General features: G+C 60.5%; 14 protein-coding genes. 9 read left to right on the top strand and 5 right to left on the bottom strand.

Annotated elements, in window-relative coordinates; translation table 11 throughout:
- Positions 1 to 129: 129 nt before the first annotated feature.
- Genes ACM6IO_RS14610 through ACM6IO_RS14600 form a run of 3 tightly spaced genes read left to right on the top strand, consistent with a single transcriptional unit; the run spans position 130 to position 2,727 of the window.
- On the top strand, positions 130 to 1,551 hold the full coding sequence (locus ACM6IO_RS14610; protein ID WP_414911728.1) for a cytochrome ubiquinol oxidase subunit I: 1,422 nt from the start codon (positions 130 to 132) through the stop codon (positions 1,549 to 1,551).
- A gap of 17 nt (positions 1,552 to 1,568) precedes the next feature.
- Positions 1,569 to 2,585, top strand: coding sequence for a cytochrome d ubiquinol oxidase subunit II (cydB, locus tag ACM6IO_RS14605; protein WP_192416008.1), 1,017 nt, complete (start codon positions 1,569 to 1,571; stop codon positions 2,583 to 2,585).
- Entirely contained in the window at positions 2,572 to 2,727 is a 156-nt protein-coding gene (locus tag ACM6IO_RS14600; RefSeq protein WP_414911727.1) for a DUF2474 domain-containing protein, read from the top strand. Before cydB ends, ACM6IO_RS14600 begins: the two co-directional genes overlap by 14 nt.
- A 63-nt stretch (positions 2,728 to 2,790) precedes the next feature.
- On the opposite strand, the gene ACM6IO_RS14595 is transcribed toward ACM6IO_RS14600, so the two are convergent.
- Positions 2,791 to 3,642, bottom strand: a complete 852-nt coding sequence (locus ACM6IO_RS14595) for a CAP domain-containing protein (RefSeq protein WP_192229309.1) — start codon at positions 3,640 to 3,642, stop codon at positions 2,791 to 2,793.
- A gap of 200 nt (positions 3,643 to 3,842) precedes the next feature.
- Between ACM6IO_RS14595 and ACM6IO_RS14590 the strand changes: the two genes are divergently transcribed.
- The 4 genes from ACM6IO_RS14590 (at position 3,843) to ACM6IO_RS14575 (ending at position 7,850) form a co-directional block, all read left to right on the top strand.
- Entirely contained in the window at positions 3,843 to 4,463 is a 621-nt protein-coding gene (locus ACM6IO_RS14590; RefSeq protein ID WP_414911726.1) for a cell wall hydrolase, read from the top strand.
- Between the two features lie 107 nt (positions 4,464 to 4,570).
- The gene (locus ACM6IO_RS14585) at positions 4,571 to 5,506 is read left to right on the top strand and encodes a phosphatase (RefSeq protein WP_008024127.1); all 936 of its coding nucleotides are present in this window, start codon (positions 4,571 to 4,573) and stop codon (positions 5,504 to 5,506) included.
- A 176-nt stretch (positions 5,507 to 5,682) separates the two neighbouring features.
- Positions 5,683 to 6,615 carry a GlxA family transcriptional regulator gene (locus tag ACM6IO_RS14580; protein WP_192229306.1) on the top strand — a complete coding sequence of 311 codons (933 nt, stop codon included), beginning with the start codon at positions 5,683 to 5,685 and terminating at the stop codon, positions 6,613 to 6,615.
- Between the two features lie 266 nt (positions 6,616 to 6,881).
- Positions 6,882 to 7,850, top strand: a complete 969-nt coding sequence (locus ACM6IO_RS14575) for a nitrilase-related carbon-nitrogen hydrolase (protein ID WP_192229305.1) — start codon at positions 6,882 to 6,884, stop codon at positions 7,848 to 7,850.
- Positions 7,851 to 8,306: 456 nt separating this feature from the next.
- On the opposite strand, the gene ACM6IO_RS14570 is transcribed toward ACM6IO_RS14575, so the two are convergent.
- From ACM6IO_RS14570 to ACM6IO_RS14555, 4 genes are read right to left on the bottom strand one after another with little or no spacing between them, the layout of a single operon-like run.
- Entirely contained in the window at positions 8,307 to 9,005 is a 699-nt protein-coding gene (locus ACM6IO_RS14570) for a dienelactone hydrolase family protein (protein ID WP_280161411.1), read from the bottom strand.
- Positions 9,006 to 9,042: 37 nt separating this feature from the next.
- Positions 9,043 to 9,666, bottom strand: coding sequence for a glutathione S-transferase family protein (locus ACM6IO_RS14565; RefSeq protein WP_008043943.1), 624 nt, complete (start codon positions 9,664 to 9,666; stop codon positions 9,043 to 9,045).
- Between the two features lie 56 nt (positions 9,667 to 9,722).
- Entirely contained in the window at positions 9,723 to 10,238 is a 516-nt protein-coding gene (locus ACM6IO_RS14560) for a DoxX family protein (RefSeq protein ID WP_008043945.1), read from the bottom strand.
- Positions 10,239 to 10,291: 53 nt separating this feature from the next.
- Entirely contained in the window at positions 10,292 to 10,495 is a 204-nt protein-coding gene (locus tag ACM6IO_RS14555; protein WP_008043946.1) for a hypothetical protein, read from the bottom strand.
- Between the two features lie 377 nt (positions 10,496 to 10,872).
- Between ACM6IO_RS14555 and glsB the strand changes: the two genes are divergently transcribed.
- The gene (glsB, locus tag ACM6IO_RS14550; protein WP_192229303.1) at positions 10,873 to 11,781 is read left to right on the top strand and encodes a glutaminase B; all 909 of its coding nucleotides are present in this window, start codon (positions 10,873 to 10,875) and stop codon (positions 11,779 to 11,781) included.
- A 340-nt stretch (positions 11,782 to 12,121) separates the two neighbouring features.
- Positions 12,122 to 13,624 carry an aldehyde dehydrogenase family protein gene (locus ACM6IO_RS14545; protein WP_192229302.1) on the top strand — a complete coding sequence of 501 codons (1,503 nt, stop codon included), beginning with the start codon at positions 12,122 to 12,124 and terminating at the stop codon, positions 13,622 to 13,624.
- The last annotated feature ends 71 nt before the right edge of the window (positions 13,625 to 13,695 follow it).

Raw genomic sequence — 13,695 nt, 5'->3', positions numbered from 1 at the left:
TCATACCGGAGCGGCGCCGCACGCCGCACCGGTTTCACCCTTTCGACATTAGTTGGCTGCGGGCCCTACGGCCCGACGGTGGCCCGGCTGTGTGCCGTTTTCAACTCAGCCTCGATGAGGATGTTCAGCATGATTAATCTGGAGGCACTGGACCTGGCGCGCATTCAATTCGCGTTCACGGTTTCGTTCCACATCATCTTTCCCGCCATCACCATCGGCCTGGCGAGTTTCCTCGCCGTGCTCGAAGGGCTTTGGCTCAAGACCCACAACGACACCTATCGCGACCTCTACCACTTCTGGTCGAAGATCTTTGCCGTCAACTTTGGCATGGGCGTGGTCTCTGGCCTGGTCATGGCGTATGAGTTCGGCACCAACTGGAGTCGCTTTTCCGACTTCGCAGGCAGCATCACCGGCCCGTTGCTGACCTATGAAGTGCTCACCGCATTCTTCCTTGAAGCGGGCTTCCTCGGGGTCATGCTGTTCGGCTGGAACCGGGTAGGGCGCGGCTTGCACTTTTTTGCCACGGTGATGGTGGCGATCGGCACGTTGATTTCGACCTTCTGGATTCTCGCGTCGAACAGCTGGATGCAAACACCGCAAGGTTTCCAGATCGTCGATGGCCGGGTGATGCCGATGGACTGGCTGGCTATCGTGTTCAACCCGTCGTTCCCGTTCCGCCTGGCGCACATGGCGATTGCCGCGTTTGTCGCCACTGCGTTTTTCGTCGGCTCGTCAGCGGCGTGGCATTTGCTGCGCGGCAACGACACCCGTCAGGTGCGCAAAATGCTCTCGATGGCGCTGTGGATGGCGTTGATCGTGGCGCCGATTCAGGCGGTGGTGGGTGACGCTCATGGCTTGAACACGCTGGAGCATCAACCGGCAAAAATCGCCGCGATCGAGGGCCACTGGGAAAACGCCGATAACGGGCCGACGCCACTGGTGCTGTTTGGCATCCCGGACATGCAGGCCGAGAAAACCCGCTACGCCGTGGAAATCCCGTACCTGGGCAGCCTGATCCTGACCCATAGCCTGGACAAACAGATTCCCGCGCTCAAAAGCTTCCCGAAAGAAGACCGGCCCAACGCGACGATTATCTTCTGGAGTTTTCGCGTGATGGCGGGCCTTGGCATGTTGATGATTCTCGCCGGTCTGCTCGGGCTCGCGTTGCGTCGCAATGGTGGAATCTTTCGGCATCGCGGCTTCCTGCGCTTTGTGATGTGGATGGGCCCCAGCGGCCTGATCGCGATGCTCGCCGGCTGGATCACCACCGAAGTGGGCCGTCAGCCATGGGTGGTCTACGGATTGTTGCGCACGGCAGACGCGGCTTCTCACCATTCGGTCGCACAGCTGAGCATCTCATTGGCGTTGTTCGTGGTGATCTACTTCTCGGTGTTCACGGTGGGGATCGGCTACATGATGAAACTGGTGCGCAAGGGGCCGCAACCGCATCACGCGCATCCTGTCGGCGACTCGTCCGCTCAAGTAATAACGCCACGTCGGCCGCTGTCCGCCGACGCCGAAAACCTCGACACCGACGCCCGCGTCCATTGAATAAGGGGAGTTGAATCATGGGTATTCAAGGTATCGATCTTTCGCTGATCTGGGGCGTGATCATCGCCTTCGGCGTGATGATGTACGTGATCATGGACGGCTTCGATCTGGGGTTGGGCATCCTGTTCCCGTTGATCCCGGATGCACGGGAGCGCGATGTGATGATGAACACCGTGGCGCCGGTCTGGGATGGCAATGAAACCTGGCTGGTGCTGGGTGGCGCGGCGCTGTATGGCGCGTTTCCGCTGGCGTATTCGGTGATTCTGGAAGCGCTGTACCTGCCGCTGATATTGATGCTGTGCGGGCTGATTTTTCGCGGTGTCGCGTTTGAGTTCCGCTTCAAGGCCAGCCCGCAAAAGCGTCACATCTGGGACCTGGCGTTTATCGGTGGCTCGCTGTTGGCGACCTTCGCCCAAGGCGTGGTGATCGGTGCTTACATCGCCGGCATCCCGGTGGTCGATCGGCAGTTCGCCGGTGGCACGCTGGACTGGCTGGCACCGTTCCCGTTGTTCTGCGGGGTGGGGTTGATCGTCGCTTACGCGTTGTTGGGCAGCACCTGGTTGCTGGTCAAGACCGAAGGCATGCTCGAATCGCGGATGCGCCTGTTCACGCGTCCGTTGGCCTGGTTGCTGTTGGCGGTGATCGGCGTGATCTGTGTCTGGACACCGATCCTGCACCCGGACATCGCGACGCGCTGGTTTGCCCACGCTCACCTGGTGGTGTTTGGCGGCTTGGCGTTGTTGGCCGCACTCGCGTTCTTCGGCCTGCTCAGTACTTTGCGTCAGCGCCACACCCACTGGCCCTTCGTTTTTACCTTGGCGCTGGTGTTCCTGGGGTATATCGGACTGGCGTTCAGCATCTGGCCGAACATCGTGCCGCCCTCCATCAGCCTGTGGGCCGCGGCATCACCACCCACCAGCCAGTTGTTCATCTTGATCGGGGCGTTGTTCATTCTGCCGATCATCCTGATGTACACCGTCTGGAGTTACTACGTGTTCCGCGGCAAAGTGAGGATCGGCGATGGCTACCACTAAACCGCTTCAACCAAAACCCGTGCGTTGGTATCGGCGCCTCGGCTGGCTGGTGCTGATCTGGTTCGGCAGTGTGTTGGCGCTGGGCGTCGTGGCGGGGGCATTGCGATTGTTGATGCATGCGGCGGGAATGAGCTCGCACTGACTTGAAAAAAACAACCCGGACGCCGTCAAGGCGGTCCGGGTTTTTGCGTTTGTCGGCGGGCGTTTACGGCGAACCAAACATCACTGTCCAGTAAATCCCCGAATCGCTCTTCGGGTCCACCGCATACGCCGCGCCCAGCTCGTGATACTGCGGGTTCATCAGGTTCGCGCAGTGACCGGGGCTGGCGACCCAGCCATCGACGACCTTGCGCACACTGTCTTGCCCGGCGGCGATGTTCTCGCCGATCTGCTGGCCGCTGTAACCCGCCAGTTCTGCCCGGTCACCCGGCGTGCGACCGTCGCGGTCCTTGTGATCGAAGTAATTGTTGTTGGCCATGGACCGCGCATGCGTCTCGGCGGCTGTCGCCAGTGTGGCGTTCCAGGTCAACGGCGTGGCGGCGGCAAAGGATTGCGTGCCGCACTGACGTGCACGGCTGCGGGCGACGTTGAGTTCGGCCAGCAGCTTCTGGCCTTCCGCCTGCCAGTCGCCCAGGCGCGCGCTCAACAATGGACGGGCGACCACGATGCGCCATTCACGGTCCTGGCGGCTCACGCCGATGTCGACGAATTGCGGATCGAGCACGATCTGGCAAAAGCTCTCCTGGATCGCTTTCATCGCCGCCGCCGCATCGCGCGGCCCGGACAGGCTGATCGCCTGCACGTTCTTCATCGGATAATTCGCGGCGACCATGGCCTGTTGCAGATTGCCGATGCTGGTGGCGGACAACACCAGCCGTGGATCACCCGCCAGCGGTGGCAGTTCCGACGAGACCTGGCCTGCGCACCGCTGGTTCTGGCTGCGGTAATCGTTGATCGAGTCGATCAGTTGTTTCTCGTCGGCCGCCAGCGCATTCATGGCGAACAACAGCCCCAGCGACAACGTGGCAAGACGCAAAACGGGTGGCAGGACACGCATGGAAATCTCCCTTGTTCGGACTGCGCCCATGATGCGCGATTTCACCCCTGTGAGCGCAATGCCTTTTCACACCGAAATACAGGTTGTCGGCCGTCTGTCGAAATGAAAACGGGCAACTACAATCAAGCGATGTCGCCGGCCAGGGGCGCTCAGCGTCGACAGTTTGTTGCTTGAATCCAGTCCACTCAGAAGGGTCGATCATGCGCTTGATTTGGATAGCGACCTGCTTTGCAATCACGTTACTCGGCGGCCAGGCAGCGGCGACTGAACAGGAACAAAAAAAGGAAGCGGCCGAAAACAAGGCCGAAGTGCTGGAACAGAAAGCGGCGGAGAAGGGGGCCGATGTGCCGGTGCCCAAGTCCGAAGCGATTACCACCTCCGAAGTGCAGGCAGTCGACCCGGCAGGTGCGTCGCCGCTGGACGATGCAATCACCTGCCTGGCGCGCTCCATTTATTGGGAAGCCAAGGGCAAATCCTCCGCCGACATGGAAGCCGTGGCCAGCGTGGTGATGAATCGCCTGGGCCATGAGGGCTTTCCGGACACGGTGTGCGCGGTGGTCAAACAGGGATCTGAAACCAAGAATTGCCAGTTTTCCTGGTGGTGTGACGGGCGTTCCGATCAGGTCCAGGAAGAAACCCAATACATGATCGCCAAGGAAATCGCGCGCAAGGCGCTCAACAAGCAGCTCAACGACCGCACCCACGGCGCGATGTATTTTCACGACCGCAACGTGAACCCCGATTGGGCCAGAAAATACATCAAGACCACCGAGACCAGCATGTTTCTCTTCTATAAGCCCAAGGGCGGAGAGGCCCATTAGCGATGTCATCTGGATGTCATCGAACCTATGTAAAAATTCTTGCAAACCGTCTTGAACGTTCAGCGGGCCTGGGTCTGCTGACAGATGAATTTGCAAGGAATACCTCAATGAAAGGAGATGCCTCCCTGTTTGCGGCCATCGACCTGGGTTCCAATGCGTTTCGCATGATGATCGGCCAGTCGGTCAAGCGGAATCAGCAACTGGTGATCCAGGAGGTGAAAACCCTGCGCGAGCCAGTGCGTCTGGCGGAGGGTTTTCAGGGCGGTGCGCTGGACGAAATGGCACTGGATCGCGGATGGCAGGCACTCGCGCGATTCGGCAAAAAGTTACGCGGCTTTGAGCCCGGTCGTGTGCGGGCGGTGGCGACCAGCGCCGTGCGTGAAGCCGACAATGCCCAATTATTCCTGGCCAGCGCTGAGCGGCATCTGGGTTTTCGCATCGACGTGATCTCCGGGCATGAAGAAGCAAGGCTGGTTTACGCCGGTGTGGCTCACACGGTTCCCGGTACGGAACGCAAACGGCTGGTGATCGACGTCGGTGGCGGCTCCACGGAATTGATCCTCGGGCAGGGCGCGCAGCCGCTGTTGACCGAGAGCATTGCCATCGGCAGCGGCACCTTTGGTGCGCGTTATTTTCAAGGAGGGCGCATCACGGCCCCGGCGCTGCTGGAAGCCGAGCGTGTCGCCACCCTGCAATTCGAACGCGTGGCGCGCCGTTATCGCTCGCTGGGCTGGCAGCAGGTGATCGGCTCATCAGGCACCGCACGGATGCTCGCCAAAGTGCTCAAGGCCAACGGTTTGAACGACGAAGGCCAGAGCGGCATTACCTACAGCGGCCTGTTGCGCCTGTCGCTGCGCCTGCTGGAAGTGGGGCACGTCAATCAACTCAGGCTCGCGGGCCTGCAAAGTCACCGCCTGAGCATCCTGCCCGGTGGGCTGGTGCTGATGCTGGCAGCGTTCAAAGTCTTCGGCGTCTCGCACATGACACCGTCCGAGCCCGGTTTGCGGTTCGGTGTGCTGCATGGGTTGATGTCCCGGCACTGAGTGCCAGCCGCGATCCCTTCATAACTTCGCATAGTTCAACGCATCGACCACGGCCGAGCCTCGTGTTGCCGGCCAACGGCTTTCCGTTAGGTGTAGACCTGATCAGGGCGTACAGTGCAAGTTAGATGGCCTTAAAAGCTATCAAACCTCCTTTACGGTCATCGGGAATTGGCGTCATGCACGAGATCGGCCTCATCGTTTACCCCGAATTCCAGGTGCTGGGCCTGGCCATGTGTGCGGCGTTCGAAATGGCCAATGGCGCCGCCGACGAGCCGGTGTACAGCCTCACCTTGTTGTCGGAACACGGCGGGACGGTGCAGACCTCCGCCGGCTTCGGCGTGGAGACCACCGCGTTCGATCAGCGCTCGTTCGACACGCTGCTGGTGATGGGCGACAACCTGATCCGTCCGGTTTCATCGGGCATGGTGGCGTTTCTGCGCAGCGCCAGTCAGAGCTGCCGCCGGGTCGGCTCGATCTGCACCGGGGCCATCGCGCTGGCCGAGGCCGGTCTGCTCGATGGCCGGCGAGCAACCACGCACTGGTGCCATGCGCCTGCGTTGCAACGGGCTTACCCGAAGGTGAAGGTGGAGGAGGACCGGATCTTCATCAACGACGGCAACGTCTGGACCGCTGCGGGCATGAGTGCCTGTGTCGATCTTGCATTGGCCCTGGTGGAAAGTGACCTCGGTGCAGACGTAGCGCGGCGGGTGGCCCGGCAATTGGTGGTGTACCACCGACGCGCGGGCGGGCAGTCGCAGTTTTCGGTGATGCTTGAACTCGAGCCCAAGACTGACCGCATTCAAGCCGCGTTGACCTATGCCAAGCAGCATTTGAAGTCCGAGCTGTCGGTCGAGGAACTGGCCAGTGCCGCCAACCTCAGCCCGCGACAGTTCAGTCGCGTATTCCATGCCGAAACCGGTCAGTCTCCTGCCAAGGCCATTGAAAACCTGCGGGTGGAGGCCGCGCGCCTGATGATGGAAACCGGCCGGCACGCCATCGATGTGGTGGCGACAGAGACCGGTTTTGGTGATCGCGAGCGGATGCGCCGGGCGTTTATTCGCGCCTTTGGTCAACCGCCGCAAGTCATCCAGCGTGCGAATCGAGGCTGACGTTGTAGGAGTCGGCTTGCTGCGGGCGGCGTTCTCGAAATCGCCATCGTCGGAACGCCGCCCGCAGCAAGCCGGCTCCTACAGGTTGGGTGTGAATCCTCGATTCTGGACATCCCCTCGATCTGTAGGAGCCGGCTTGCTGGCGATGGCGTATTTGAAATCGCTATCTGTGTGGCTTAAAAGGTGGTGTATTCGACATTTGAGCCAAAATATTATTGGCGTAATCTCGGTCTCGTTGAAGCCCATTCCCCACTGAGATCACCGCCATGACCATCGTCAAAGCCGCTGCCGTCCAGATCGCACCTGTGCTCTACAGCCGTGAAGGCACTGTAGAAAAGGTCGTCAACAAGATCCGTGAACTCGGCGAGAAAGGCGTGCAGTTCGCCGTTTTCCCGGAAACCATCGTGCCGTACTACCCGTACTTTTCCTTTGTGCAGGCGCCGTTCGAAATGGGTTCCGAGCACTACAAATTGCTCGATCAGGCCGTCGTCGTGCCTTCCGCGACCACCGATGCCATTGGCAAAGCCGCCAAGGATGCCAACATGGTGGTGTCCATCGGCGTCAACGAGCGCGATGGCAGTACCCTGTACAACACGCAATTGCTGTTCGATGCGGACGGCACCCTGATTCAGGCCCGTCGCAAGATTTCGCCGACCTATCATGAGCGCATGATCTGGGGCATGGGTGATGGTTCCGGCCTGCGCGCAACCGACAGCGCTGTTGGCCGCATTGGTCAACTGGCTTGCTGGGAACACTACAATCCGCTGGCGCGTTATGCCTTGATCGAAGATGGCGAACAGATCCACGCCTCGATGTACCCCGGTTCGTTCGCCGGTGAGCGGTTCACCCGCCAGATGGAAGTCAGCATCCGCATGCACGCGCTGGAATCGGCGTGCTTCGTGGTCAACTCGACGGCCTGGTTGTACCCGGAACAGCAGGCGCAAATCATGGCTGACACCGGTTGCGGCATTGGTCCGATCTCCGGTGGTTGCTACACCGCGATCATCGATCCGCAAGGTGAAGTCGTCGGCGCACTGACCGAAGGTGAAGGTGAAGTCATTGCCGACATCGACTTGTTCCAGATCGAAGTGCGTAAGCGTCAGATGGATGGGCGCGGCCACTACAGCCGTCCGGAAATCCTCAGCCTGAACATCGACCGCACACCGCATCGCCATGTGCACGAGCGCAACGCACAGCCGAAGCTGGCCGACACTGCGCAAGCGGAAGAGTTGTGATTATGAAAGTCATGACGATCAATCAATAAACGCCAAACCTGTAGGAGCCAGGCTTGCCGGCGAAGGCGTCGTTGAAATCGCCATCGTCGGAACGCCGCCCGCAGCAAGCCGGCTCCTACAGGTTTTGCGTCAACCCGCGATCCCGAACACACCCGAGATCTGTAGGAGCCAGGCTTGCCGGCGATGGCGTCTTTGAAATCGCCATCGCCAGCAAGCTGGCTCCTACAGGTTTTGCGTCAACCCGCGACCCCGAACACACCCGAGATCTGTAGGAGCCAGGCTTGCCGGCGAAGGCGTCAGTGAAATCGCCATCGCCAGCAAGCCGGCTCCTACAGGTTTTGCGTGAACCCGCGACCCCGAACACACCTGTGATCCGTAGGAGCCGGCTTGCTGGCGAAGGCGTCTTTGAAATCACCATCACCAGCAAGCCGGGCTCCTACCTGAAGCGTGTCGGTCTTAGAGTTCCATGCCCAGGAAGATCAGCGTATTGCCATGGGCTTCAGCCGCGGCACGCTGGTTGTAGCTGTCGCGATGCGAGCAGTTGAAACCATGCTCGGCTTCCGGGTAAACCACGATTTCAACGTTATCGTTGTTGTCGAAACGCTCGGCGATTTTCTCCACGGCTTCCAGCGGGATGTGGCTGTCCTGTTCGCCGAAGTGCATCAACAGCGGCACTTCGATTTCATCGGCGCGGTCCAGTTGGTTCTGGATGCCGCCGCCGTAATAGGCGATCGCCACGTCCACCAGCCCGTTGGCAGCGGTGTGGTAGGAGAGCAAGCCGCCGAAGCAGTAGCCGATGGAGGCAATGCCGCCATCCAGACCCGGTTGTGCTTTCAGGGCGTCGATGGCCAGTTCGATGTCTTTCTGCGCTTTGCCGACGTCGGTGGCGTTCATCAATTCGACGGCGCGTTTCCAGCCGGCTTCGTCGTAGGTCAGTTCAATGCGCGGGCCGTTGCGCCAGAACAGGTCCGGTGCAATCACCAGGTAGCCGTCGGCGGCATATTGCTCGGCGACCGAGCGGATGTGTTCATTCACACCGAAGATCTCCTGGATCAGCACAATCCCCGGGCCTTTCTGGGTATGCGGAATCGCCAGGTAAGCGCCGAATTTACCTTCAGCGCTGTCGATCTCGATCCATTGGGTGGTCACGCTCATGGTGGCTCCTGTCTTCGCAAGTGAGTTGGGGCGTAGCTTAATGCGGCTGTGTGGCTTTGAAGCTCGTCAGCCCCTGCATCCGTTTCCACCAGCTGTTGAAGCCGTCCACGGCAAATACCTGTGGCGCATCCGGAGTCATCGCGATGTAGGCGCAACCCGGTGCCAGGTAGAAGTCGCCGATGCTCGGTTCAAGGCCGGCGATATACGGATCGGTGCCTTTAATCTTCATCAACTCGCGCAGCACTCGTTTCGAGTTCTCGATGCCTTGGCGGCGCGAATCTTCATTCTGCCCGCCAATGAAGTCGGGAAACAGATGGTAGCCGAACACCGAGACCAGCGCGCCATAACCGTAGGAATCATAAATGCCCTGGGCCATGTGGGTGCGCGCACGGTCGTGGGCGTTGTCCGGGGTGATTGACGGGCCGGGCAGGACTTCGTCCAGATAGGCAATGATCGCACCGGTTTCGATCACCCGAAAGCCGTCGTGGTCGACGACGGGCACCTTGCCGAACGGGTGGCGCACCAGATGCTCCGGCAGGTGTGGTTCCCCTTTGATCACGTTGACCTGCACCTGCTCGAAGTCCGCGTCTTTTTCCACCAGCAACATCTTCACTGTGCGCACATAAGTACTGCCGTCAAAACCGTAGAGAGTGAGACTCATGGCGATTGCTCCTGTTCTATTGGGAGTGGCAGGTACGTTATCGAAACCCTGGCGCCTCAGCGATGATTGCGACGCCAGAAGAAGCGAGCCAACAACGTATCGAGACTGAGCTTGCCGGCACCCGAGAGCAACAGCGGCATCAGGGCGGCGAGGTAAATCAGCGGCAGTTTGAAGTTGCCGTGGCCCTTGTTGCTGATGGCGTAACCCTGAGCAAGCTCACTCAATGTAGACCAATCGGCCGGCCAGTGGACGGCGGCCGTCGCCACAAGGGTGACCACGATCAACGCGATGGCCGAAATCCGCGTGCCAAGGCCGACGAGGATGGCAAGGGCGCAAAGCAGTTCGGCCCACATCGACAGTTCCCAGTTCAGCGTCGCCGGTATCTGGTCGAAGGGAAACGGAAAGCGATCCTGAATGTCGGCGAACCAGTTTTCGCCATTCCATTTTTCCAGGCCTGACTCGAAAAATTCCCAGGCAATGAACAACCGCAGGGTCAATGGGGCGAGCCAGCTACCGGCACGGTCAAGGTTCAGGTGCAGGCCTTTCACGGCCGACGAGATTGCAGAGTTCATGGACGTGGTCTCCGTTCAGTCAGGGATGCGGGGCTCGCGGCCCCGCGCAAGGGTTACTCGCCGGCGCCGCACTTGCCTTCGCCGCATTTGCCTTCAGCCGGTTTTTCCGCGGTGTCGGCGTGGGCCTGGCTGTAGCCGTGGGCCAGCTGTTTCATGCTGAACGCTTCGGACTCGGAGGCCGACGCGACGTTGGACAGGGCCAGGCCGCCGGCGATGATCAGGCCGAGGGTCAGGGAAGAAGTCGAGAGCTTGAACATGGTGATACTCCGTAGCATTGAGTGAGTTGAGCGCTTTGATCGGCTGAGCCAATCGACAGGCACATTTCATCAATCGGGTGTATCTGCGATGTGTCGTTGGGGTGGGGTTTTATGGACGGGGTGTGTCAAGGACGGGGCTGTACACACTCTGATACGTAACCCCCGAAATTTCCTTGGCCTACACAAACTCCTGTAGGAGCCGGCTTGCTGGCGATAGCGTCCGTTCAGGCGATAAATGTGTCGACTGAACCACCGCTATCGCCAGCAAGCCGGCTCCTACAATGGCATTCCAATTCACAACTGTGATCCGCTGCTGACCACCAGCGTCTAGCGTCAGTGTCCCCGCAATCCCTTGGGGCGAGACTTCGGAACCCGGCATGCAAGCGCTGTTGAGCGAGATCCTTGACGCAGTTCGGCCCCTGATCGGTCAGGGCAAGGTGGCTGACTACATTCCTGCCCTCGGCACCGTGCCGGCCAATCAACTGGGTATCGCCGTGTACGGCAACGACGGCGAGCTGTTTTGCGCCGGTGACGCCCACACGCCGTTCTCGGTGCAGAGTATTTCCAAGGTGTTCAGCCTGGTGCAGGCCATCGAGCATTCCGGCGAAGCGATCTGGCAACGCCTGGGTCACGAGCCTTCCGGGCAGCCATTCAACTCGCTGGTGCAGCTGGAATTCGAACGCGGGCGCCCGCGCAATCCGTTCATCAACGCCGGTGCGCTGGTGATCTGCGACATCAATCAGTCACGTTTTGCCGCCCCTGCGCTGTCGATGCGTGATTTCGTCCGGCGCCTGTCGGGCAATCCGCAAGTCATGGTGGACGGCAAGGTCGCCGAGTCCGAATACCAGCACCGTGCGCGCAACGCCGCCATGGCGTACCTGATGCAATCCTTCGGCAATTTTCACAACGATGTCGAAGCGGTGCTGCGCAGCTACTTCAGCCATTGCGCCCTGCGCATGAGCTGCGTGGACCTGGCGCGGGCGTTCTGCTTCCTGGCCAACGACGGCTTCTGCAAGCACAGCGGCGAACAGATCCTCAGCGGCCGCCAGACCCAGCAAGTCAATTCCATCATGGCCACCAGCGGCCTCTACGACGAGGCGGGCAACTTCGCCTATCGCGTCGGTTTGCCAGGCAAAAGCGGCGTGGGCGGCGGGATCGTCGCGGTGGTGCCGGGGCAGTTCACAGTGTGCGTCTGGTCACCGGAACTCAACGCCGCCGGTAACTCACTGGCGGGCATGGCCGCGCTGGAGTTGTTGAGCCAGCGGATCGGCTGGTCGGTGTTCTGATAGCGCGGGGTTGTGGCCGGCGCGACTACCGCCACAGCCGCCGAGGCGGCCTGAAAGCCGACCTGTTTCTCAGTTGTCCGCGTTCTCCTTCACTACTGCGACCGCTCATTTTGGACATGTCCACCGATCCCCTGTAGGAGCCGGCTTGCTGGCGATGGCGTCTGTCCAGCCAATACACACGTTGACTGATCCACCGCTATCGCCAGCAAGCCGGCTCCTACAGGGGATTTGCGTACGGTTTTGCAATCGAACGAAATGCGCAGGATGGCCACCGGTTAATGACGCTCCAGAAGTTTTGCTATACATTTTCTGACCGCCCATTGCATGGTGAAACCGCTTCATGTCTCTTGCGCTCGAACGTCTAGTCGCTGGCACGCCAATCCCTTTCGCTGGTAACCGCGTCACTGTGGTCAGCCCCGAACTGGCCTTGCGCTTTCAGCCCGGGGACCACCTGTTGGTGGAGCAGGTCAGCGGCGAGTTGCTGCTGATTCCCGTTGCTGACCAGAAAGCAGCGGCGGTCGCGATTGAGCGGGCTGAAGCGGCGTTTACGGCGATGTCTGCCGTTTCCGATCAGGCGATCAGTGCGTTTTTCGACCTTTTTGCCCAACGCCTGGAAAACCAGGACTGCTGGGACTTGATCGAAGCCGCCAACCGGGCCGACATCGAATGGGCCAAGTCGCGTGGACGCTCCACCACACGGTTGCTGGCCGATGAGCGCATGCGTCGTGACATGATCGCGGGCCTCAGGGCCTGGCGCGATGCGTCAGCCACGCGCGGCAAAGTGATCAGTTGCGTCGAGCATGACGGCTGGAAAGTCGAGCAGGTGGTTTCGCCGTTGGGCATCGTCGCCTTCGTCTTCGAGGGCCGGCCGAATGTCTTCGCCGACGCCGCCGGCGTGTTGCGCACCGGCAACACCGCGGTGCTGCGCATTGGCAGCGATGCCTTGGGCACGGCGCAAGCCATTGTCACCCACGCGTTGAATCCGGCATTGAGTGAGGCCGGTTTGCCGGTGGGCGCAGTGTCGCTGGTGGAAAGCGTCAATCACGCCGCCGGTTGGGCCATGTTCGCCGACCGTCGTCTGTCGTTGGCGGTGGCCCGTGGTTCGGGGCGTGCGGTCAGTCAGTTGGGCAGCATCGCGCAACAGGTCGGCACTGCCGTCAGCCTGCATGGCACCGGTGGCGCCTGGCTGGTCGCCGACAAGGACGCCGACGCCAAGCGTTTTGCCGCCGTCGTGCGCAATTCCCTGGACCGTAAAGTCTGCAACACCCTGAACGTCTGCCTGATCCACCGCGACCGCGCCGCCGAACTGGTGCCGCTGTTTCTGGACGCCTTGGAAAAAGCCGGCAGCGCCCGGGAAGAGGGCTGCAAGTTGCACATCGTCGAGGGCAGCGAAACGTATTTGCCTGGCCGTTGGCGGAGTGCAACCGTCGAGGTCTATCGTCCTGACGGCTACCAGACTGAAGCGTTGGCCGAACCACTGCCCGAAGACCAGTTGGGCCGCGAGTGGGAATGGGAAGAAACCCCGGAGGTCAGCCTCAAGATCGTCGATGATCTGGGCCAGGCCATCGTCTTGTTCAATCGCTACAGCCCGCAATTCACCGTGTCGTTGATCAGTGAAGATGCCGAGGCGCATGAGCGCTTCTACAACGCAGTCAACGCGCCTTTTGTCGGCAACGGGATTACCCGTTGGGTTGACGGACAGTACGCGCTGAACAAACCGGAACTGGGGCTTTCGAACTGGGAGAGTGGTCGCCTGTTCGCTCGCAGCGCGATTCTCTCGGGCGATGGCGTGTTCACGATCCGTAGTCGCATGACCCAGATCGATCTGTCGGTCAAACGCTGAGAACCCGACCTCAAGCGCAGACCGCACTATAATTAAGGGTGTCTGCGACTGCGTCTTGAGACAGGGGTCCG

The sequence above is a fragment of the Pseudomonas sp. IT-P44 genome (genome assembly GCF_949768225.1).
GTDB lineage: Bacteria > Pseudomonadota > Gammaproteobacteria > Pseudomonadales > Pseudomonadaceae > Aquipseudomonas > Aquipseudomonas migulae.
Note: the sequence above shows the minus strand (reverse complement) of the source record. Positions and strands in the feature narration are given on the sequence as shown.

Excerpts from the sequence above, each read along its gene's own strand:
- ACM6IO_RS14610 (WP_414911728.1), top strand. The coding sequence starts at position 130 with ATGATTAATCTGGAGGCACTGGACCTGGCGCGCATTCAATTCGCGTTC.
- cydB (WP_192416008.1), top strand. The coding sequence starts at position 1,569 with ATGGGTATTCAAGGTATCGATCTTTCGCTGATCTGGGGCGTGATCATC.
- ACM6IO_RS14600 (WP_414911727.1), top strand. The coding sequence starts at position 2,572 with ATGGCTACCACTAAACCGCTTCAACCAAAACCCGTGCGTTGGTATCGG.
- ACM6IO_RS14595 (WP_192229309.1), bottom strand. The coding sequence starts at position 3,642 with ATGCGTGTCCTGCCACCCGTTTTGCGTCTTGCCACGTTGTCGCTGGGG.
- ACM6IO_RS14590 (WP_414911726.1), top strand. The coding sequence starts at position 3,843 with ATGCGCTTGATTTGGATAGCGACCTGCTTTGCAATCACGTTACTCGGC.
- ACM6IO_RS14585 (WP_008024127.1), top strand. The coding sequence starts at position 4,571 with ATGAAAGGAGATGCCTCCCTGTTTGCGGCCATCGACCTGGGTTCCAAT.
- ACM6IO_RS14580 (WP_192229306.1), top strand. The coding sequence starts at position 5,683 with ATGCACGAGATCGGCCTCATCGTTTACCCCGAATTCCAGGTGCTGGGC.
- ACM6IO_RS14575 (WP_192229305.1), top strand. The coding sequence starts at position 6,882 with ATGACCATCGTCAAAGCCGCTGCCGTCCAGATCGCACCTGTGCTCTAC.
- ACM6IO_RS14570 (WP_280161411.1), bottom strand. The coding sequence starts at position 9,005 with ATGAGCGTGACCACCCAATGGATCGAGATCGACAGCGCTGAAGGTAAA.
- ACM6IO_RS14565 (WP_008043943.1), bottom strand. The coding sequence starts at position 9,666 with ATGAGTCTCACTCTCTACGGTTTTGACGGCAGTACTTATGTGCGCACA.
- ACM6IO_RS14560 (WP_008043945.1), bottom strand. The coding sequence starts at position 10,238 with ATGAACTCTGCAATCTCGTCGGCCGTGAAAGGCCTGCACCTGAACCTT.
- ACM6IO_RS14555 (WP_008043946.1), bottom strand. The coding sequence starts at position 10,495 with ATGTTCAAGCTCTCGACTTCTTCCCTGACCCTCGGCCTGATCATCGCC.
- glsB (WP_192229303.1), top strand. The coding sequence starts at position 10,873 with ATGCAAGCGCTGTTGAGCGAGATCCTTGACGCAGTTCGGCCCCTGATC.
- ACM6IO_RS14545 (WP_192229302.1), top strand. The coding sequence starts at position 12,122 with ATGTCTCTTGCGCTCGAACGTCTAGTCGCTGGCACGCCAATCCCTTTC.